20 protein-coding genes are annotated in these 21,406 nt (G+C 37.2%); 8 read left to right on the top strand and 12 right to left on the bottom strand.

Going from position 1 to position 21,406, the window contains the following annotated elements:
* Positions 1-478 precede the first annotated feature (478 nt).
* From HMPREF0389_RS08650 to HMPREF0389_RS08620, 6 genes are all read left to right on the top strand, one after another.
* Positions 479-1,006 (top strand): ECF transporter S component, encoded by a 528-nt coding sequence (locus tag HMPREF0389_RS08650; RefSeq protein ID WP_014263245.1) that lies wholly within the window; start codon positions 479-481, stop codon positions 1,004-1,006.
* A gap of 388 nt (positions 1,007-1,394) precedes the next feature.
* Complete coding sequence (locus tag HMPREF0389_RS08645) at positions 1,395-2,351, top strand: P1 family peptidase (RefSeq protein WP_014263244.1); 957 nt, start codon at positions 1,395-1,397, stop codon at positions 2,349-2,351.
* A 15-nt stretch (positions 2,352-2,366) separates the two neighbouring features.
* Positions 2,367-2,768 carry a 23S rRNA (pseudouridine(1915)-N(3))-methyltransferase RlmH gene (locus HMPREF0389_RS08640; RefSeq protein WP_014263243.1) on the top strand — a complete coding sequence of 134 codons (402 nt, stop codon included), beginning with the start codon at positions 2,367-2,369 and terminating at the stop codon, positions 2,766-2,768.
* 325 nt (positions 2,769-3,093) lie between these two features.
* Entirely contained in the window at positions 3,094-3,396 is a 303-nt protein-coding gene (locus HMPREF0389_RS08630) for an ArsR/SmtB family transcription factor (RefSeq protein ID WP_014263242.1), read from the top strand.
* Position 3,397: 1 nt separating this feature from the next.
* Positions 3,398-5,848, top strand: a complete 2,451-nt coding sequence (locus HMPREF0389_RS08625; protein ID WP_014263241.1) for an FAD-dependent oxidoreductase — start codon at positions 3,398-3,400, stop codon at positions 5,846-5,848.
* Positions 5,849-5,977: 129 nt separating this feature from the next.
* Complete coding sequence (locus HMPREF0389_RS08620) at positions 5,978-6,256, top strand: rhodanese-like domain-containing protein (RefSeq protein WP_207635077.1); 279 nt, start codon at positions 5,978-5,980, stop codon at positions 6,254-6,256.
* A 223-nt stretch (positions 6,257-6,479) separates the two neighbouring features.
* Here the strand turns inward: HMPREF0389_RS08620 and HMPREF0389_RS09215 are convergent, their stop codons facing one another.
* The 7 genes from HMPREF0389_RS09215 to mnmG all read right to left on the bottom strand — a co-directional run bounded on the left by HMPREF0389_RS09215 (position 6,480) and on the right by mnmG (position 11,984).
* Positions 6,480-6,587: a DUF951 family protein gene (locus tag HMPREF0389_RS09215; RefSeq protein WP_322785211.1), complete on the bottom strand. Its 108-nt coding sequence runs from the start codon at positions 6,585-6,587 to the stop codon at positions 6,480-6,482.
* Positions 6,538-6,684 carry a hypothetical protein gene (locus HMPREF0389_RS09115; protein WP_242821735.1) on the bottom strand — a complete coding sequence of 49 codons (147 nt, stop codon included), beginning with the start codon at positions 6,682-6,684 and terminating at the stop codon, positions 6,538-6,540. The genes HMPREF0389_RS09215 and HMPREF0389_RS09115 overlap by 50 nt, the downstream gene beginning before the upstream one ends.
* A gap of 61 nt (positions 6,685-6,745) precedes the next feature.
* Positions 6,746-7,306, bottom strand: coding sequence for a CvpA family protein (locus HMPREF0389_RS08615; RefSeq protein WP_014263239.1), 561 nt, complete (start codon positions 7,304-7,306; stop codon positions 6,746-6,748).
* A gap of 12 nt (positions 7,307-7,318) precedes the next feature.
* Positions 7,319-8,356 (bottom strand): DUF5711 family protein, encoded by a 1,038-nt coding sequence (locus HMPREF0389_RS08610; RefSeq protein ID WP_014263238.1) that lies wholly within the window; start codon positions 8,354-8,356, stop codon positions 7,319-7,321.
* Positions 8,357-8,597: 241 nt separating this feature from the next.
* The gene (locus tag HMPREF0389_RS08605) at positions 8,598-9,356 is read right to left on the bottom strand and encodes a ParB/RepB/Spo0J family partition protein (protein WP_014263237.1); all 759 of its coding nucleotides are present in this window, start codon (positions 9,354-9,356) and stop codon (positions 8,598-8,600) included.
* Between the two features lie 13 nt (positions 9,357-9,369).
* Entirely contained in the window at positions 9,370-10,083 is a 714-nt protein-coding gene (gene rsmG / locus HMPREF0389_RS08600; RefSeq protein WP_014263236.1) for a 16S rRNA (guanine(527)-N(7))-methyltransferase RsmG, read from the bottom strand.
* 11 nt (positions 10,084-10,094) lie between these two features.
* Positions 10,095-11,984 (bottom strand): tRNA uridine-5-carboxymethylaminomethyl(34) synthesis enzyme MnmG, encoded by a 1,890-nt coding sequence (gene mnmG / locus HMPREF0389_RS08595; RefSeq protein WP_014263235.1) that lies wholly within the window; start codon positions 11,982-11,984, stop codon positions 10,095-10,097.
* A 328-nt stretch (positions 11,985-12,312) separates the two neighbouring features.
* On the opposite strand from mnmG, the gene HMPREF0389_RS08590 reads away from it, so the two are divergent.
* Positions 12,313-13,074: a sulfite exporter TauE/SafE family protein gene (locus HMPREF0389_RS08590; protein WP_041250881.1), complete on the top strand. Its 762-nt coding sequence runs from the start codon at positions 12,313-12,315 to the stop codon at positions 13,072-13,074.
* Between the two features lie 210 nt (positions 13,075-13,284).
* Here HMPREF0389_RS08590 and rbr read toward each other — a convergent pair whose 3' ends face one another.
* Positions 13,285-13,842, bottom strand: a complete 558-nt coding sequence (rbr, locus tag HMPREF0389_RS08585; protein WP_014263233.1) for a rubrerythrin — start codon at positions 13,840-13,842, stop codon at positions 13,285-13,287.
* 766 nt (positions 13,843-14,608) lie between these two features.
* On the opposite strand from rbr, the gene thrS reads away from it, so the two are divergent.
* Entirely contained in the window at positions 14,609-16,576 is a 1,968-nt protein-coding gene (thrS, locus tag HMPREF0389_RS08580; RefSeq protein ID WP_014263232.1) for a threonine--tRNA ligase, read from the top strand.
* A gap of 107 nt (positions 16,577-16,683) precedes the next feature.
* Here thrS and HMPREF0389_RS08575 read toward each other — a convergent pair whose 3' ends face one another.
* The 4 genes from HMPREF0389_RS08575 to HMPREF0389_RS08560 form a co-directional block, all read right to left on the bottom strand.
* The gene (locus HMPREF0389_RS08575) at positions 16,684-17,466 is read right to left on the bottom strand and encodes a two-component system regulatory protein YycI (RefSeq protein WP_014263231.1); all 783 of its coding nucleotides are present in this window, start codon (positions 17,464-17,466) and stop codon (positions 16,684-16,686) included.
* Positions 17,453-18,790 carry a hypothetical protein gene (locus HMPREF0389_RS08570; protein WP_014263230.1) on the bottom strand — a complete coding sequence of 446 codons (1,338 nt, stop codon included), beginning with the start codon at positions 18,788-18,790 and terminating at the stop codon, positions 17,453-17,455. The genes HMPREF0389_RS08575 and HMPREF0389_RS08570 overlap by 14 nt, the downstream gene beginning before the upstream one ends.
* 226 nt (positions 18,791-19,016) lie before the next feature.
* On the bottom strand, positions 19,017-19,490 hold the full coding sequence (locus HMPREF0389_RS08565; RefSeq protein WP_014263229.1) for a hypothetical protein: 474 nt from the start codon (positions 19,488-19,490) through the stop codon (positions 19,017-19,019).
* A gap of 107 nt (positions 19,491-19,597) precedes the next feature.
* Positions 19,598-21,406 carry a HAMP domain-containing sensor histidine kinase gene (locus HMPREF0389_RS08560; RefSeq protein WP_014263228.1) on the bottom strand — a complete coding sequence of 603 codons (1,809 nt, stop codon included), beginning with the start codon at positions 21,404-21,406 and terminating at the stop codon, positions 19,598-19,600.

Below are 21,406 nucleotides of genomic sequence, written 5' to 3'. Positions count from 1 at the left end.
TATGTTTATAATTTTGTGTATAAGTAATAAAAAAAAGTAAAATTCTGTAGATAACATAAAATTTGAAAAAAGTAAAAAAATATGAAGATATTGTGGATAACTTCCGAAAATTGGATAATTATTTATGTTTATGATTGAAAATAAGCCTTTATCCACAAAGTTATGAACAGAATGTGGATAAAAGGATAACTTTTTAGAAGTTATTAACAAGCAAAAATAATATACCAAAAGATAACAAAAACTTCAACAAGATATGTGGATAAAAAATAAATAATATTCACATCGAAAATAAAAATCCTGTTTATCTTTATTAGTATGATAAAAAAATAACAAATAAAAATTCTTGATTTCTGATTTGGAAAAGGTTAATATTATCATTGGTTGACTTGATGAAAGAGAAAATAGGAGAAAACTCATTTTATTTTTTATCATAAATTGTAATCAGAATAGAAAAAAGATTAAATAAAAGGGGGAAAAGATGAATACAACAGGCACATCTTTGAAAAAATTAGTGTTAAAGGCTCTATTTATTGCTTTGGTTACCGTGAGTACGATGATTATTCAAATTCCGGTGCCAATGACGGAAGGATACATACATTTTGGAGACAGTATGATATTTTTGATTGCGGTTTTCTTCGGAAGAAGAAACGGAGCAATTGCAGGTGGAATCGGATCCATGTTTGCGGATATTTTTTCCGGTTACGGACATTGGGCACCGTTTACTTTTGTAATCAAAGGATTGATGGGTTTTGTAGTAGGATACTGTTCGAAATATGAATCCAAAGAACAAAAATTCTTTTCTGTCGGAACAATCCTCGGTGTGTTGGCAGGCTTTGTTGTGATGGTGGGAGGATATTTGATTGGAGGAACAATTCTGAAAGGAAGTTTTGCCGTGGCATTAACATCTGTTCCGTCTAACTGTATGCAGGGACTTATGGGAGTAGTGTTGTTCTTTATTGTAGGAAAAGCATTGGATAAAATACAAATTACAAAATATACATTGTAGTCATATGAAAAATTTTGCAATAAAAAATTCATGATAGAAAAAATATGATTGAATGATAATAAAAAAAATCGATACAAAAAGGAAATTCCTTTCGTTATCGATTTTTTTTTGACGAAATAGATGAAATAGAAAAGACGATGATTGATAATGTGAACTTATTTTATGAAGAACAAACAGAATTTATCTTTTGATTTTGCCGAAAATATAGTAAAGTGATAGTTGATACCGAAACCATACAAAACACGGATACCATTTTAGAAAATTGACAGTATGATTTATAAATTTTACCAATGAATGATTTCGTATACGATTTATGATAAGAGAAGTTTCATAAATAAATTTCATGCGGTATGTTTGAGATAGATATGGAAGAAAAGGAGTCATAACCATGAAAAAAAAGATAACAGTAGAGGGATTTGAAATAGGTACGAAAGAAAATCATCAGGCATTGACGGGAGTTTCTGTTATTCTTGCAAAAGAAGGAGCAATTGCAGGTTGTTGTGTCAAAGGTTCCGCTCCCGGAACAAGGGAAACTGATTTGTTAAAATCGGAAAAAACAGTAGAGCAAGTACATAGTATTGTATTGTCGGGAGGTTCCGCATTCGGTTTGGAAAGTACTTGCGGAGTGATGAATTATTTGGAAGAAATGGGAGTCGGATTTGATGTCGGAGTTGCAAAAGTTCCGATTGTTTGCGGAGCGGTTTTGTTTGATTTAGCAGTAGGAGACCCTAATATCCGTCCGGATAAAGAGATGGGATATCTTGCGGCAAAAAAAGCATCCACTGAGATTTTTATCGGGAACAGCGGAGCAGGTTGTGGTGCAACAGTCGGAAAACTGCGTGGATTTGATACCATGATGAAAGGTGGAACGGGATATGTAGAGATATGTCTTGAAAGAGGATTGAAGGTAGGTGCCTATGTGTGTGTGAATGCCTGCGGCGAAGTTTATGAAGGAGAAACAATATTGGCAGGTGCATTGAACGATGATAAAACAGAAATCATCTCTTCCCATCAGCTGATGTTAGAAGGAGCAGAAAGGGACTTATCAGGAAAAAACACTACCATCGGATGTATTTTAACCAATGCAAAACTAACTAAAACAGAGTGTAACAAAGTAGCTGAAGTGGCACATAACGGATATGCACTGTCCATTCGCCCGATTCATACGAGTATGGACGGAGATACAATCTTTACACTTGCATCCGGAATTGCAGAAGCTAATCTTGATACCGTTTGTTATCTGGCACAGGAGGCAATGAAACTTTCAGTCATCGATGCAATCAAATCGGCAGAATCGGTACAAAATATTCCGTCTTATCGCAGCACTCATTCCATATCAGAATAAAGTAAGGAACTCACTATGAATATTACAATTGTAGAACCGAAGCAAAAAAGAAACTCTTTTTATCAGAAAGCCATAGAAGAGTATGAAAAGAGATTAACAAGGTATGTGAAACTGAAAAAAGTCCATCAATTAGATAAAAAGTGGCAAAATAAAGAAGGTTGTATCGTTTTGAAGATAGAAACAGGTACAGATACCGTTTCTTCAGAAGAATTAGCAGAAAAGATAGCGGAGTATACGGTGTCAGGCAACAGTCATCTTGTTTTTTGCTTAGAGGAAGTAGCACAGAAGGAAGCACAAGAAATGGTACCGCTTTCTTTTTGCAGTTTACCGATTTCGAAAGAGATGAAAAGTGTGTTACTGAGAGAACAGCTCTATCGTGCCTATCGTATTTTGAACCATGAGCCGTATCATAAATAAGGTGAAGTATCTGATAAAAGGTAGTATGGATTGATTTTTGAAAGGGATGTATTGGTAGAAAAAAAGTCTTTTTTGTCCATCAAATCAAATAGTAACATTGAGAGAAAAGCAGGGTCGAATCGGATTTATGAACGGAATCATGATGAATGGAACAATAGAGTAAAACATAAAAAACAAGTAACATTTTTGATGTTTCACGTGAAACATTTTTTAAGACATTGATGTTTAAATGTCTTTTTTTTATGAAATACTTGACAAAATAGATTTCATTATATTATTATATTAGTATATACTAATATAATACAGTGAAAATAAGGAGATTATTATGAAAATGACAAAAGAGTATCAGGAAGCGATGAGAAAAAAAGCGGAACTCTTAAAAGCAATCGCACATCCTGTAAGATTATGTTTAACCAGAAAACTTTATGAAAACGGAAAATGTAATGTCACTTATTTTACGGATTGTTTGGAAACCAGTCAGTCAAATATTTCTCAACATCTTGCAAAAATGAGAGATTTGGGTGTCGTTGACTGTGAAAAAGAGGGTCAGACAGTATATTACTTTATTAAAGATGACAGTATCAAACATATTATGAGTGTATTATTTGATGAAAAAAAGGAGAGATAGTATGAAAATTATTATTGTAGGTGGAGTTGCGGGAGGAGCAACCGCAGCGGCAAGATTGAGACGGTTAGACAACAACGCGGAAATTTTGTTGATTGAAAGAGGAGAATTTGTATCTTTTGCAAACTGCGGTTTACCTTATTATTTAGGTGGAGAGATATCATCCAGAGATGCATTGTTTGTTTCTGACATCAAAACAATCAGAGGCAAATACGATATTGATATCAGAAATTTTTCTGAAGTGACTCGTATCAATAAAGAAGAAAAAACAGTCGAGATTACCAATTTGAAAGACGGTACTAAATATACAGAAAATTATGATAAATTATTACTTTCCACAGGCTCTTCCCCTTTTGTTCCGAATATCAAAGGAAAAGATGCTCCTAATGTGTTTACACTATGGAATATTCCAGATACAGATAGGATTTATAACTATATACAAGATAATAAACCGAAGAGAGCACTTGTTGTAGGTGGTGGATTTATCGGGATAGAGATGGCGGAAAATTTAAGAGAAAGAGGATTGGATGTGACTCTGGTGGAGTTTGCAGACCAAATTATGCCGCCTTTTGATAAAGATATGACACAAGTATTGGAAAATCACATGAGGACAAAGGGTGTTCATCTGATGTTGAATACAGGTTTGGCATCGATAGAAAAAGATGGAAGACTTGCCGTTATGAATGACGGAACAGAAGTGGAAACGGATATGATATTGCTTTCTATCGGGGTACGTCCTAATTCTAAATTAGCTGTGGATGCGTCTCTTGAAGTGGGAAGCAAAGGCGGAATCATCGTAGATGAACGGATGAAAACAAGTGACGATTCTATCTATGCGATCGGTGATGTGATTGAAATTTATAATCCGCTTTCTAAGTCGAAGGGAATGATTCCTTTGGCGGGACCTGCAAACAAACAGGGAAGAGCAGTAGCTGCCAATATGTTGAATCAAAAGGAAGAGACCTATGACGGAACAATCGGAACGAGTGTTGCCAAAATTTTTGATATGACAGCTGCTTCTACAGGTTTGAATGAAAAAGTATTAAAGAGTATGGGAAAAGAACGATGGAAGGATTACGGAATTGCATTGATTCATCCTATGAGTCATGCAGGCTATTATCCGGGAGCCACTCCTATCACATTGAAACTGCTGTTTGATATGACAGACGGATTGATATTAGGAGCTCAGATTGTCGGTTTTAAAGGTGTTGATAAACGAATTGATACCATTGCTACAAGTATTCATTATCGCGGAACCGTCTATGATTTGGTCAAAATAGAGCTTGCCTACGCACCTCCGTATTCTTCAGCGAAAGATCCGGTTAATATGGCAGGATATGTTGCATGCAATATTATAGAAGGTTTATCGACACCGATTACCTATGATGAATATAAGGAAAAAGAAGACGAATACACCTTAATTGATATTCGAGAAGAACCGGAATTCAGTATGTCAACTCTTGATGGAGCTCTTTTGATGCCTCTTACCACATTGCGTTCCAAATTGGGTGAATTGGACAAAGAAAAAGAGTACGTGACTTATTGTGCTGTCGGATTGAGAGGATATTTAGCAGAGCGCATCCTGAAACAAGAAGGATTCAAAGTAAAATATTTACAGGGAGGAACCAGAACATTTTTTGAAAGAAGCAGAGATGTGAAGACGGCCGAAAGCGCATCCATGATGTTTACGGATCAGGATAAGTTTGAGACACATCAACAGGAAACCTATACCTTGAACGCGTGCGGTCTCTCCTGTCCGGGCCCGATTGTAAGTGTTTCCAAAAAAATGAGTGAATTGAAAGACGGAGATATTCTATCCATTGAAGCAACCGATCCCGGTTTTATGAACGACATCGGTTCATGGTGTTCCAATACGGGAAATCTTCTGATTGAAAAGTCGGAAGACAAAGGAAAATATGTTGCAAAAATCCAAAAAGGGAGCAATTTTGCAGAGAATCGTCAAGAACAGGGAAAAGAAGTATCTGCAAAAGAAAAAACCATGATAGTGTTTGACGGAGATTTGGACAAAGCGATTGCATCCTTCATCATTGCGACAGGCAGTGCCGCAATGGGAAACAAAGTCAATATGTTCTTCACATTCTGGGGATTGAACATCATCAGAAAAGATGAAAAAATAAATGTAAAGAAAGATACTATCGGTAAAATGTTCGGTATGATGATGCCGAGAGGTTCCAAGAAACTTTCCTTATCTAAGATGAATTTTTGTGGAATCGGTTCAAAAATGATGAGGGCGGTGATGAAAAAGAAAGGAATCTCTTCTTTGGAGGAACTGATAGAAGAAGCAAGAAGTCAAGGAGTGAAAATGACAGCATGCCAAATGTCTATGGATGTGATGGGAATTACAAAAGAAGAACTCTTAGACGGTGTAGAAATCGGCGGAGTTGCCTCTATGCTGGATGACAACGACCATTCCAATATGAACTTGTTTATTTAGAACAGAGAAGATGCAACGGAATAAAAATGATATTGATGATATCTTACAGGAAGGAAGACAGGAACGATGTGGATATTCACTTTACTAAAATCCAAAAGAAAGTACCAGGTGATTTCTCATGAGAAAGCTATGGATATGATGAAGAAAGATAAAAATTACAAATTGATTGACGTAAGAACACCGGTGGAGTATCAACAAGGGCATATTAAGAGTGCTGTCAATATTCCGAACGAAACCATCGGGAAAGAAGAACCGTCACAATTAAAAAAGAAAGATCAGAATATTATTGTCTATTGTTTCAGCGGATATCGAAGCAGACAGACTTGCAGAAAACTTGCGAAAATGGGATATACAAATATTTATAGTATGGCGGGAATCAGCTCATGGCAGGGAAAGATGGTCAGATAACGGCACAATACTAAAATTTGATTGAGCTGTCGGAAATTTAAAAATGTTTTTCAACCGATTTCTTTTCAAAGTTAGGGAAACGGGAATGTAGTTGCTTGAAAAAATAAGAATTCAAGTGATGAATCTCAATTTGAAACAGTGATGATATTAAGTCATTCAAACAGGAACAGCATAAGAGAATAAAAAACGGATTGGAATAAAAGGAGAACAAAAAAGAGGATGATTATTCATCCTCTTTTGCCGGTTCTAAGACCTTTATTCTACGCTCCAACTCAGGGCGTTCAATCCATATTTCCTTTTGACAAGTCTGACATTTCATTCGAAAATCCATCCCTACTCTTGTAATCACGAATTGATTTCCGCCACAAGGATGATTTTTTTTTTAATGTCACACGATCGCCAATGTTAATTTTTTTCGGTTGATACATAAGCTCCTCCTGATGTTATGCTGTTTGAAAGAAGAATATCGTTTCTTCAACTTCATTTTGTCTAATAAAAGGATAAAAAGTCCAATAAAAAATTGTATTCATACAAATAAGGTAATATCTTGCTGTTTTGTAACCATTCGGAAAATCCCAAGATACTGAAACCTTGCAACAGAGGTTCAGCAATAGAGATAAGGACGAAGAGATACGCAACTCCTTTTATGATACCGAGCACAAAGCCTTCTGTTTTCTGTAAGAATGTGACCTCTTTGGAGAATCCCAAAAGGGCAATACGAAACAACAGAAAGATTCCGCAAAATACAACGGTACAAAAAACAATGGAATCCCATGGAAAAAAAGACATAATGGGAAACAGTTCACATAGTCGGTTGAGAACTTTGTCTCTTAATAAATTCAAAAGAGATTGAAACCAAACTGTTTTTGCAACAGATTGATAAAATAATTGATATGCTATCTTTGTTAAAAAGTAGGAACCGAAAAATTTAACGGTATCGAATATAACATATCGAACGCCTTTGATATATCCGCGTAATCCCTGATATATCAAAAATACGGCAATTACAACATCAACTTTTGTATAGTCTGAAAAAATAGAACTCACCACCTATCGTTACTGTTAGAAATCATTTTGGATGATTTTTATTTCATTTTTGAACAAGATGATAAGCGTATCATCCACCGGTATGACTTTGACAATATCTTTTGAAAACTGTCGTTTGTCATAGTTACATAAAATAGAATTTTGCGTGTAGTAAATGAGTTTGTCATCTACCAAGAACATATCGATAATTTTTTCTTGTGAAGAAAGTTGATCGGTGTTCTGAAACTCGGAGTCCATTACTTGAATGGAGTTGTCTTTTGTGAGGAGATAAATATTATTTTCATTTGCCACAACCTTTTTTAATACAAGCGGCAATTCCAGACTGGACACCTCTTCGAATGTAGTATCACAGGTTAAGATAGAATTGATATCAAGCATCAATACTTTGTTTTTTTGAAAGAGGAGTTGATGAATAATGACATTGTTGATTTGGCTGGCATATTGCAACTCCCCGGCATAGTTATAGAAGTACACGCTATTTTCAAGAGAACTTCCGTTTTTAAAGAATCCGAGCACGGCAAAATGATTGTTTTTATCTCCTTGAATCAAGGTCAGTGTCACATTCGGATAGGTGATGTCGTTGAGCATCTTTCCGTTTTCGGAAAAGAGCTTGATTCCTTCAATGTAGACGTCCGTAAAATAATGGACAACAAAATTACCGTTATCCAGAGCTACAACTCTCTTTGGAAGGTAATCGACCGTAATTTGATTGACAATTTTACCTTTTCCATCCAAAATATATACATTTTTCTTGGCAATATCAAGCAGAAAAATACGATTTTTAGATGTGGAAATGTTATAGTTGTCCGCATTGATGGTAACATCAAACCGCTCCGTACCATCTGTTTCTATTAATTTTAGACTTAAGCCGTCATAGGTTAAGAGACCGTGTTCAAACTCTTCTGCATAGTTGTTGTTCGAGTGGCGAAATGCAATGTCGATACTGCTGTTCGGATTTACGACAACAAATTGTTTTTTTAAAAATCGAATCGTCCAAGGATTGCAGAACAGAACGATGAGTACCGCGACGGCAATGATATTTCTTCGTTTCATAAAGAATTTCTCCTGAAGATTAGGTTTACCGGATACCTTTATTTGGGAATGATATCCTGATTGTTTATCTTTTATTGTACATAAAAAGAGAACAAAACTCCATACTTTTGTTCTCTTTTTTACGAAAGAAGCAAAATATTTCCTCCTGAAGCGACAAATTCAGACTTATTTTCGAAAAAACATAAGGGTTTACAAGCCCTTGGATTAAGGAAGGAGCTATTTCGCATGAAATAGTTGTTTTTTACTCATCTTGTAACAGTTTTTCAATCAAGGAAGCAAGGTCTTCTTCTTGAAAGTAGAAGAGGCTCAGTTTTCCCTTTTTGGCAGAACCTTGTAGGGTAACTTTCGTTCCGAGTTTTTCTTCCAACTGTTGTAACAAGTCCTTGAGATAGACATCGTGCTGTTGTTTTTCTTTTTGTTTCCACTGTTTGATTTTCTTTTCCGTTGTACGAACGGAGAGATGATGTTCGATAATGGCGTGTAGCAATTTTTTTCTGAGTTTCAAATTGTCCAAAGAAATCAACGAGCGACCATGTGCTTCGGATATTTTTTTGTCAAGGAGAGCTTGTTTTGTCTCGTCATCCAACCTTAGTAATCGCAGTTGATTGGTAATATAAGGTCGGCTTTTTCCAATCAATTTCGAGAGTTCTTCCTGTGTGTAGTGTTTTTCTATCATCAGTGAAGAGAGAGCCTCTGCCTCTTCCAAAGGATTTAAGTCCTCTCTTTGGACATTTTCAATCAGAGAAACTTCTCTGAAATCAATATGATTTCGCACAATGCAATTAGCGTGCGTCATCTTGTTCAGCAGCATGGCACGATATCGCCTTTCTCCCGCCACAATAATGTATCGGTCACCCTGCTTTCTGACAATGATGGGAGAAAGCAGACCGTATTGTTCAATGGAAGAGGCGAGCTCCTCAAGCGCCGCAAGGTCAAAAAATTTGCGTGGCTGACAGGGATCGGGTATGATTTTTTGAAGTTCGATTGTTTGTAGTTCCATTGAGATTCCGCCTTTATAGAGGTTCTTTACTTGGTTTTCCGGCCTTTCGAGGATATTTTTTGGATGTGCATTCTATTTTTTTGATAATCAAAATAGAATGTTCCAAATCGGTTGTTCCGATTTTTACCGGTATACTGTCTTCCACTTTGGCACCGAGCAGTTTCAATGCTGATTTGGATTGTGCTATTTCCTGCATTGCCTGAGGTCCTTTTTGGCAGATAAAAATTCCGCCGATTTTCAGAAAAGGAATGGTGTATTCCAACAAAACGGGAAGGGATGCAACCGCTCTTGAAACGGCAAAGTCATACATTTGGCGATACTCCGCCTTTTGTGCAAGGTCTTCCGCACGACCGTGAAGATAAGTCATATCCTCAAAATGTAGCACTTCACCGACTTCTTTCAGAAAATTGATGCGCTTGTTCAAAGAATCGAGCAGAGTCATCTTCAAATCTCGTCGCATGATTTTAATCGGAACGGAGGGAAAACCGGCTCCTGTTCCGATATCTATGACAGTAGAGTTTTTCGGAATGGGATAGACCGAAAGACAAGATAGGGAATCCAAAAAATGTTTGGTATAGATTTCATTCTCTTCGGTGATGTTGGTTAGGTTCATTACCTTGTTTTTTTCCAATAGATGCTGCATATAGATATGAAAGTCGAATTCCTGCTGTTCGGTAATCTGTTGATTCCAAAGAGCCAATCCATCTTTCAAAATTGTATTTTTCATAAAAACTCCTTCTATTTTTGTGTCGTATTAGAGGCGGACTGTTGTTTCATATAAATTAACAGAACGGAAATATCCGCAGGCGAAACGCCGGATATTCTCGATGCCTGTCCGATATTGAACGGTCTGATTTCATTCAATTTTTGTCTCGCCTCCAAACGAAGTCCCTCGATAAGGGAATAGTCCATACTTTCCGGAAGTTGTCTCTTTTCCAACTTGCGAAATGATTCGACCTGTTCAATCTGTTTTTTAATATAACCTTCATATTTTGCGGTAATTTCCGCTTGCTTTTGGACTTGAACCGGAAGAGACTCGTGTGTTTTGCCAAGAGAAGCAAGCAGAGGATAAGTGATTTCCGGTCTTTTTAGTGCCTCATAAAGAGAAATGGTTCTGGTGAAAGGAGCTTTTCCCATCTTTTCCAAAAGAGGATTGATTTCTTCCGGTTTGATTTTTTCTTTTTTCAAACGATTGATTTCTTCTGCAATCTGTTCTTTTTTTGCTAAGAATCGTTCATAACGCTCCGGTTTGACCAATCCAATCTTATATCCAAGCTCCGTCAATCGAAGGTCTGCATTGTCTTGACGAAGAAGGAGACGATATTCCGCACGCGAAGTCATCATACGGTAAGGTTCGTTCGTTCCCTTGGTAACAAGGTCATCAATCAGTACACCGATGTAGGCTGTTGCACGATCCAAGATAATCGGCTCCAAACCGTCAATTTTTCGGCTTGCATTGATTCCCGCCATCAGACCTTGTGCAGCAGCTTCCTCATATCCGCTTGTTCCGTTGAACTGACCTGCACTGAAGAGGTTTTCTACGCCCATGATTTCAAGAGAAGGTTTCAATCGAAGCGGATCGATACAATCATATTCAATCGCATAAGCAGGACGCATCATGTGGCAATGCTCCAATCCAAGCACGGTATGGTACATTTCAAGCTGTACTTCGTATGCCATGGAGCTTGAAAATCCTTGAATATAGTATTCTTTGGTATCCAATCCTTCCGGTTCCACAAAAAATTGATGGCTCTCCTTGTCCGAAAAACGAACGACCTTGTCTTCAATGGAAGGGCAGTAACGAGGACCTTTGCTGTCGATAAATCCACCGTACATTGCAGAGCGTTGCAAATTTTCACGGATGATATCATGCGTTTTTTGGGTTGTTCTGGTCAAGTAACAGACTACCTTATTTCCTTCCGGCAAATAATCATTCATAAAAGAGAACGGTTCAATTTCCGCGTCGCCCTCTTGCAGTTGCATTTTTGAAAAATCAATCGAATCCGCATGAACCCTTGCAGGAGTTCCCGTCTTGAATCTACGAAGAGGAAGGTTTAACTCCTTCAGACTCTCTGTCAACTGTTCTGCCGGGATTTGTCCGAGCGGACCGGACGGAAAATTGACTTCTCCCATAAAGACACGACCGTTTAGGAATACTCCCGTCGATAAAATAACTGTCTTTCCGAAATATTCACAGTTCAGTTTGGTGCGAACTCCCGATACACTTTTGCCGTCATGAATCAAAGATGTGACCTCATCCATGACAATATCAAGATTTTCGACACCTTCCAACACTTTTTTCATTTCTCTGTGGTACAAATTTTTGTCAGCTTGCGCACGAACAGACTGTACGGCAGGACCCTTGGAAGAATTCAACGTTCTGCTTTGGATAAAACTTTTATCAATGTTTTGTCCCATTTCTCCACCCAGCGCATCAATCTCTTTTACCAATTGACTTTTTCCCGTTCCGCCGATGGCAGGATTGCAAGGCATGTGTCCGATTGCATCCAGCGACAGGGTGACCATCAATGTTTTTTTGCCCAAACGAGCGGATGCCAAAGCAGCTTCACAGCCTGCATGACCTGCACCGACTACAATCACATCATAACTTCCTGCATGAAAAAACATAATAACTCTCTCTTTCTGTATCTATTTTCTGATTTCTAATTCTCTCTTTTTTTATCCATCCTAAATAACATATATCCGCCCTCAACAATCAATCGGAGAATAGGTTCGTTCCGTTTTTTCACAAAAACGACTCGGAAAAAGATTTTCCGCTCACTTTAACGAGTCCATGGTTGATAAATTTATCAAGGTTTTGATTCTTTTTTATTTAGAAATATTGTATTTTTATCACTTTATTCCTATAATAAATTTAATATCCAAAAAAGTCAATCATGAAAGGAGGGTTGAAACATCCTCAATCATTTCATTTTCAAAGAGAAGAGGTGACAGTATGCAAGTGCATTTCATTCAATTTCTCATCGTGTGCCCGCTTGTGTTTTTAGCAGGATTTATCGATGCGATTGCCGGAGGCGGAGGGTTGATTTCTTTGCCGGCTTACCTGATTTCAGGCATACCGATTCATATGGCAATCGGCACAAACAAATTGAGTTCCGGTCTTGGGACAGGACTTACTACCTATCGTTTTGCAAGAAAAGGATATATTTCGTATAAAATCGCATTCTTTGCGGTGATTACCGCATTTTTCGGGGCGTCTTTAGGTGCAAAATTATCCCTTATTATAGAAGAACTGTTTTTGATGAAATTGATGCTGGTCATTTTGCCGTTGACAGCATGGTATGTGGTAAGAGGGATTTCTTTTGAGACGGACGCACCTGCTTATCCTTTCAAAAAAACTGTAAGAAGAGCTTGCTTGGTAGCATTTGTTGCTGCGGTTTACGACGGGTTTTACGGACCGGGAGCGGGAACCTTTATGATTCTATTGCTTGTTTTGATAGGACATATGAATATAAGAGAAGCGAACGGAGTCGCTAAGGCAATAAACCTTGCAACAAATGTTGCTGCCTTGACCGTATTTTTCCTTCACGGAAAAGTCTTGCTTCCGCTCGGATTGACAGCAGGAGCATTCAGTATACTGGGAAACTATATAGGAAGCAAAGTGTTTATTCAAGGAGAGGCAAAATGGATTAAACCGGTCATTATTACAGTGTTGACCATCTTCTTTATTCGAGTGGTCATTCAGTTAATGGGATGATAAAAAAGATAATACAATGGAATTATCAAAAAGCATTTTTTCACAAGATAAAACAAAGTATTTTTTGGTACAAGGTATAGATTCTAACAATGAATGACAGAAGTCAAGTATCAAAGTTTATTCTTTTCAAACAGAAAGCTCTCGACAATATTGTCGAGAGCTTTTGCGTTTATTGGATGTTTGTAACAAGGTTTTTATGAAAACCGTAAATTAACGATAGTTTTCTGCATGTTCTTGGAAGTAAGCTTTCGGATGTTGACATACAGGGCAACGTTCAGGAGCTTTTGTTCCTTCAAATACGTATCCGCAGTTACTGCAGTACCAAGTAATTGTTTCTTCTTTTTTGAATACAGAACCTTCTTCTACATTTTTTGCCAACAATCTGTATCTTTCGTCATGAGTTTTTTCGATTGCCGCAACTTGTGTGAATAGACGTGCAATATCTTTGAATCCTTCTTCTTCAGCTTCTTTTGCCATTGTTGGATACATATCTGTCCATTCTTCGTTTTCTCCGGCAGCAGCAGCAAGCAAGTTTGTTTTTGTATCGGCACTGATTCCGTCTAACAATTTGAACCACATTTTAGCGTGTTCTCTTTCGTTTCCTGCAGTTTCTTCAAAGATAGCTGCGATTTGGTTGTAACCTTCTTTTCTTGCTGCAGAAGCGAAGAAAGTATATTTATTTCTTGCTTGAGATTCTCCTGCGAATGCTTTCCATAAGTTTTGTTCTGTTTTTGTTCCTGCTAATTCTTTCATTCCTTTTAATTCCATGATAAATTTCCCCCTTTTATTCATTGAAAAATAGTTTAAATAGCTAAGATAATCTCATCTTAATATGAAATCATTACAAAGTCAATTAAAAATGATTAGCTTTCTTTCCAAAAAGCGAACCTACAACACAAAACTGTTGATATAGGCAACTTTTTTGGCGAAAAAATTTTTTATAGAGTTCCCCAAACCCTATAATCTTATTATCAATTGAATTTATAAAGTAAAATTAAGATCTCTTTCTTATCATACCCATAAAATAAAAATTAATCACAAATTATCAAAAATTTATCAAAAATTTTGAGCTGTGAGATTTTGAAGATAAAAGAAGATAAAAAAGTAAAAATAATAAACCGGAAAAAGAAAAAAAAATCATGTGATAGATATTGACAAGAGATATCTGATTGTTTAAACTGGATGGACATAGAATAAATCGTTGACGAGAACAGTAGTGCAGTGGCAGGACACAGAGAAGAATGTAATTGCTGAGAACATTCGGACTGATACTGATGCGAAAACCATCTCCGAGTGGCTTTAATACAGCCCGGTGATTCCGTTATCATCAAAATGAAGTGGTGTAAGCAATTAGGGTGGAACCGCGGTATGCAAGTCATATCGTCCCTATCACAAATCATTTTTCACGATACGTGAAAGGATGTGTTCGTTTTGTTTTAGGTGAGTTCTGTTGTGTACACTATTTTTTATTGGAGAAAAAAGTTCCTCCGTTTTACGGTACATTGCAGAAGCAAAGAAGAAAGGGAGAGGAAAAATGAAAGTAACATTGAAAGACGGCTCTGTCAAAGAGTACGAAGGAAGTAAATCAGTATATGAAATTGCATCCGACATCAGCCAAGGGCTTGCAAGGGTAGCTTGTGCCGGTATGATTGACGGAGAAGTGGTAGATTTAAGAACAGTGATAGAACAAGACTGCGAATTGAGCATATTGACACCGACAGATGAAGAAGGCTTGAGAACCATTCGTCATACCGCATCTCATGTGTTGGCGGAAGCGGTAAAGCGTGTGTTTCCGGATGCAAAACTTGCGATTGGGCCTGCGATTGATACAGGATTTTACTATGATATCGACCATGCTCCGTTTACAAGAGAAGATTTGGACACATTAGAAAAAGAAATGAAAAAAATCATTAAGGAAGATGAGAAGATTACAAAGTTTGAATTGCCGAGAGAAGAAGCAATCAAGTTGATGGAAGAAAAAAATGAGCCTTATAAAGTGGAATTGATTCAAGACCTTCCTGAAGATGCAGTGATTTCTTTCTATCAACAAGGGGAAGAGTTTATTGACTTATGTGCAGGACCTCACTTGATGAGTACAAAGGGAATCAAAGCCTACAAATTGATTTCCTCCTCAATGGCATACTGGAGAGGGGATTCCGACAAGGCGCAATTACAGAGAATTTACGGAACAGCGTTCAATAAAAAAGAAGAGCTTGCAGATTATTTGGTCTATTTGGAAGAAATCAAAAAGAGAGACCACAACAAGCTGGGTAGAGAGATGGAATTATTTACTACCGTTGATGTGATTGGACAAGGCCTTCCCCTTTTGCTTCCGAAAGGAACCAAAATGGTCATGAAATTGCAACGATGGATTGAAGATTTGGAAGACCGTGAATGGGGATATGTAAGAACAAAAACTCCATTGATGGCAAAATCGGATCTGTATCGAATTTCAGGGCACTGGGATCATTATAAGGAAGGAATGTTTGTACTTGGAGATGAAGAAGTGGATAAAGAAGTGTTTGCACTTCGTCCGATGACTTGTCCGTTCCAATACTATGTTTACAAGAACACACAAAAATCCTATCGAGATTTGCCATATCGCATGGGAGAAACTTCTACACTGTTCAGAAATGAAGATTCCGGAGAAATGCACGGTTTGACAAGAGTTCGTCAATTTACCATTTCAGAAGGACACAACGTGGTAAGACCGGATCAGGCGGAAGAAGAACTGCAAAATTGTTTGAACTTAGCGGTATATGTGTTGACTACATTGGGATTGCAAGATGATGTGACATTCAGACTGTCCAAATGGGATCCGAACAACAGAGAAAAATATTTGGGTGACGAAAGCTATTGGGAAACCACACAGGAAGCACTTCGCAATATTTTGGTAGAAAAAGGACTTCCGTTCAAAGAAGCGGACGGAGAGGCGGCATTCTACGGTCCGAAAATTGATATCCAAGCGAGAAATGTGTATGGAAAAGAAGATACCATGATTACCATTCAATTAGACTGTGCGATTGCCGAAAACTTTGATATGTACTATATCGACCAAAACGGAGAGAAAAAAAGACCGTACATCATTCACAGAACATCACTCGGATGCTATGAAAGAACATTGGCGTGGCTGATTGAAAAATATGCCGGTAAATTCCCGACATGGTTGTGTCCGGAACAAGTAAGAATTCTTCCGATTTCCGATAAATATGCAGAGTATGCGGAAGAAGTCAAACAAGAGCTTGCTCGAAACGGAGTGGATGTTACCGTAGACCATCGTTCCGAAAAAATCGGATTCAAGATTCGTGATGCAAGATTGAACAGACTTCCTTATATGTTGGTTGTCGGAGAAAAAGAAGCGTCAGACAGAACCGTATCCGTACGCAGCCGTTACGCAGGCGATGAAGGAATCGAAGCGGTAGATTCTTTTGTAGACAGAATCTGCAAAGAAATTCGTACCAAAGAAATCAGAAAAGAAGAAGTAACGGAAGAAAATAAATAGACAAAAAAACACTGCTTATTTGAAAATAAAATAATTTATAATATCAAAACACCCTGTTTACTTAAAAACGGTAAACAGGGTGTTTTTTGAAGGAAAACTTTGATTTGCTATTCAATTGCAGAAATATAATAGAAGTCCCCACCTTCGGTACGAATTCTCCAGCTTGGCATGGCACGAGCTGTTTCTGTGGTAATGATATTGGAATTTTTTTGCGGAGCATAATAATATACAAGCTCTACATCCGTAATCACAGAATGAGTCGGCATACGAGATGCCGAGAGAGCGACCGCCTTGAACGGAGAAGAAATTTCTTTTTGTTCATAAACGGTGTTTCCCACAGCGATATTGATTTTTTGGATATTTAAATTTTGATTCTTTCTATCGAAATGATAGATCAAAAAAGCTTCTTCCAAAGGTTTTTCACGGTACACGGGTGTAAAATAATACCATGTATTCAAATTATCTTCTTTTTTGAATTTCAGCAAAAAAGCTTCCGACCCAAAATAAGTCATGTTAAATTGTCGGACATAAGTATCCAAATTGTCGTCTTTTTTGATAACCATCGCCAAAGGAAGATTGATGCTCAGCTTCTTGTTCTGATGAATTTTGGTATACATCGGATAATCCTCAAATAATTTCGGATAATTTTCTTCCGATAATTTCGGATAAGAAATATCAATCGGTGCCATGGTATCGTTGAACTCTTCCAAACTTGCTTTAAGAACAATCTGTTTTCGGTTGAGATACGCTTGTAAGTGCTGTTCCAGTTCAGGAGAGGTTCGTGACGAATTCCTGTATCTGTAGAAGTCAAGAGAGATACTTGCTACAAACAGGATATTTACAAACAGCAAACTGACAATCAGATAAGTTTTTACTTTATTCCAGTTCATAGAGCACCTCCTTCGTATAGATATTGAGGTAGTAGTTTTTTTGATTCCATGTGATGCGATAACAAGGAGTCAAAGAAAAATCTTCATTCATCCAATAGACCGTCTTAATCTCATCAATCGCATCAAAAAAGGAAATATTGTCAAGAGAAGGATATTGTTTTTTGACGGTCAGATACAACGAATCCAAAAGCTCAAAAGAAGTTTGGACGCTTTCGGGTTCGTTCAAAAAAATATCCGAAAATTTGTATTGATATCCATAAAACTTATAGACATCTTCGCCCACAACACTTACTTCAATATTATAGAAATTATTCTTGGAATCAATCGGCAAATCAATAAAAATATGTTTGAAGACAAACTTTGTTCCGGGAATTCCGTGAATTCTGATTGGCTCATAATGATGAAGCTCAACATCAGACAGCGTGTATCCGATTTTTGTCATAAAATCTACCGCTGTATGGAATTGTCCGGTGACAGCAGTGTTTTCCGGGCTGAAATTTTCATTGATATATTCGATACCGCCTTGCGGAGATATTCGCAAAATCTGTTGACCGTAATTGTAAGTATAGATATATTTTCCGTCCGTTTCGACAATTTTGTTCAGTAAATCATATTTTTTGGCAAACAGAGTTTTAGCGATTTGTTCCTGCATATCGGGATTTAGCAGAGTCTCCGTTTGATATATAGCGAGATTTTTGACTGTGTCATTGCTGATAACGGCATAACTCTTGCTTTTGAACAAAAAATTCAAAGTATAGTATATCTTGTGATCGGAAGTTTTAATCTTATCCAAGAAAGGAAATTGATTATAGTCCTTTGTATCAAATTGCAAATAACCTTCTTTTCCTTGTACATAGATAGATTTGTTATCTACGGAAGGGATATAGATTTTTGAAATGGTAGACAGTCCGACAAAATAATTTTCTTTTCCGAATAACGACATCGAGACAAAATTTGCATTTGTTTCGGGTGAAAAAATCAGCTCTACCCCTTTTTTGTTCTGAGAGAACGGAAAAGTTTGTTTTTCAAAAAAAACGGGCTTGTTGCTTACGGTAATAGATTCATTTAACAGAGAAACAATTTGTTGAAAATAACGTTCGGAGTCCTTGACATCCTTTGCAATTTGATTGTTTCCGAGATAAAACAAGATATCGGAAGGAAGTACCGTTTCTTTGAAAGCAACATTGATATCAATATTATGTTGTGTATTTTTCGGTTGTAAATTTTTGGGGATAATGTAAAATTTTGCGAAAAAAAGAAAAAATGCAGACAGAAATAACGCTGTCACCAAAATAGATTTCTGTTTTTCGTTCAATAGTTTCATACTCATTCTCCTAAAAATAAGCTTATATAGAAAAGAAGGTTTTATCACAAAGTATTTCGACATTTTGAAAACATCCAAAAAAATAATCCGGAATATTGATGAAAACTAACCCTTATCCCATTCTTTTCTTTGATTTTCATCACGAAGTAATAGCGAAATACATCCTATCATTGGATAAAAAAATATCACGATAATATTTTATCATGATATTTTAAAATTTACTATCTTATTGAATTTTTCCGATATTTTGTAATGCTTTCTTCAAGTCCTCTTTATCGACAACATTGATAAAGCGACCGTCTTTTATCCATTCGGATTTTCGATATATCTTTGCAAGTACGAACACATTTTTGGAATGGGATACATCCAATTCTTTGCTGAATACTCCCAACGCACCGACGGTAATTTCAATCGGTTCCGTAGTACAAACATATGTGTTGCGATCTGCCTTTTGATAGAGTTCTATGATAACCTTGTCTTTTGCTTTTCCGACACCGGATACAACAACGGTTTTTGAAGTAGTTGATGAAGTGATGGTCTCCGGTGCTGTAAAAATAGGAGTTTCTTCTTCATCCAATGTTTCTACAAATTGATTGATATCATGCACTGTCATCTTTGTTACCTTGGGAGCTGCGGATACGAAAGTAGTTGTACTGCATATTGTTAACAGAAGCATCCCAACTAACACCCATTTTTTCATTCAGACCTCACCTCTTTTCTCTTTCACTAAAATAAATTCTCTCAAAATCGTACTAACAGTATACCGTTCTTTTATTACAAAAGAATTACAACATCATTAAAGATACCTTACACTTTTTTTGGTTCAATCGGTAAGGAGATGGTAAAAACAGTTCCCTTGCCGAAGTCGGAACGAACGGAAATAGAGCCGCCGTGTTCTTCGACAATATGTTTTGCAATCGAGAGGCCGAGTCCCGTTCCGCCCTGTTGACGGGAACGACCCTTGTCGACACGATAGAAGCGGTCAAAAATATGTTCTACATCTTCTTTTGGAATTCCGATTCCGTTATCTTCAATCACTATATCCAGTATACCCTCTGAAACGAATAAAGACAAGGAGATTTTGCCGTTTTCCTCTGTATATTTGATTGCATTGGACAAAATATTGATGATAACCTGTTCCATCTTTGTTTTATCTACCCAAATTTGTCGGCTTTGTCCCAACAGATTTGATACCAGAGTTTGATGTTTCGTTTGGTAGTACAGTTCCATTTTATCAATCGAATCCTGTATCAAAGTATTGATATCCGTGTAATCAAAGTTCCATGTTTCTTTCTTGAAATCAATATGAGAAAGTTGTAACAAATCGCGGATAAGCGATGTCATTCGGTCACTTTCCTTGACAATTACTTCCATAAATTTTTTTGCGATAGCAGGATCTTTCAACGCACCGTCCAACAGTGTTTCCGAGTAAGTTCGAATGGTTGTAATCGGCGTTTTGAGTTCGTGTGATACATTGGCAACGAACTCCTTTCGCATATGATCCAGTCGTTCATGTTCCGTAATATCTTGGAACAATACAACATATCCCGTCAGAGTGTTACTGGTGTCACTGAACAATGCTGATGAAACAGATAGAATGCGGCTGTTGATTTCAATCGTAAACTCAGAAGGTTTCATACCTTCATTCATCTCGGAATTTTGTTGAACAATCCGTTTCAGAGACAAATTATTTTGCATCGGCAGAAAGATTTGATCAAAATACTGTTTGTTTTCCATAGAAATATCCAAAAGTTTCTCCACAACAATATTGTAGTGGATAATTTTACCTTGTTGATCAATTGCAATCAAGCCGTCTTCCATATGTTCAATAATGGCATTCAACTTGTCCTGTTCCGACGAAATTTCCATCAAAGTTTTGTGGAGTCGCTCCGTCAAGTAGTTAAAAGATGTTGCCAACTGACCGATTTCATCATTCGAATGGATTGTTGCCCGTTGAGAGAAATCTCCTTTTGAAATTTCAATTGCCTTCTTCTTCAAATCGTTGATAGGAGCGGTAATCGAAGTGGAAAGAACATATCCGAGCAAAATGGTAACAAGGAGCACAATCAAGGTTGCGTTCAAAAAAATGATATTTGCATGATTGAGCATTTCATCCGTCTTCTCAAGAGAAGCTCTTCCATAGATAATATATCCCTCATCATCAGGTGAATTTTTGGGATAGGCAAAGGCGATGTGTTCAAATCGAACAGAAGACTGATCCTGTTGCATGACCGTCTTGGTTGCAACGGGATTTTCGGACAGTGCAAGCAGCACCTCGATATTCATTTCATCCATGCTCTGCCGATGCAACAAATTCTCGTTTGTCGATGCGACAATCGTTCCGGTTTTCATATCGATAACGGAGATTTCATATCCGGCAGGGAGAGTGGTATTCATCAGAGTTTGTTGCAGGTCATACTGTTGCTTGACAACGCTCATATCAGAACGGATACTCTCATTTACCAAGTTGTTGGAAGCGGAAGTTAGACTTTTTTGAACGGAAGAAATATTGTATTGTTGCAGCTGATTGGTAATAAACAACCCGACAATCGCCATGGAAACGAATACCAACACAAAGTGAATCGAAATCAGTTTCCAACGAATACTCTTAAACAA

Source organism: Filifactor alocis ATCC 35896, assembly GCF_000163895.2.
GTDB lineage: Bacteria > Bacillota > Clostridia > Peptostreptococcales > Filifactoraceae > Filifactor > Filifactor alocis.
This window is presented reverse-complemented; position numbering and strand designations above follow the sequence as displayed.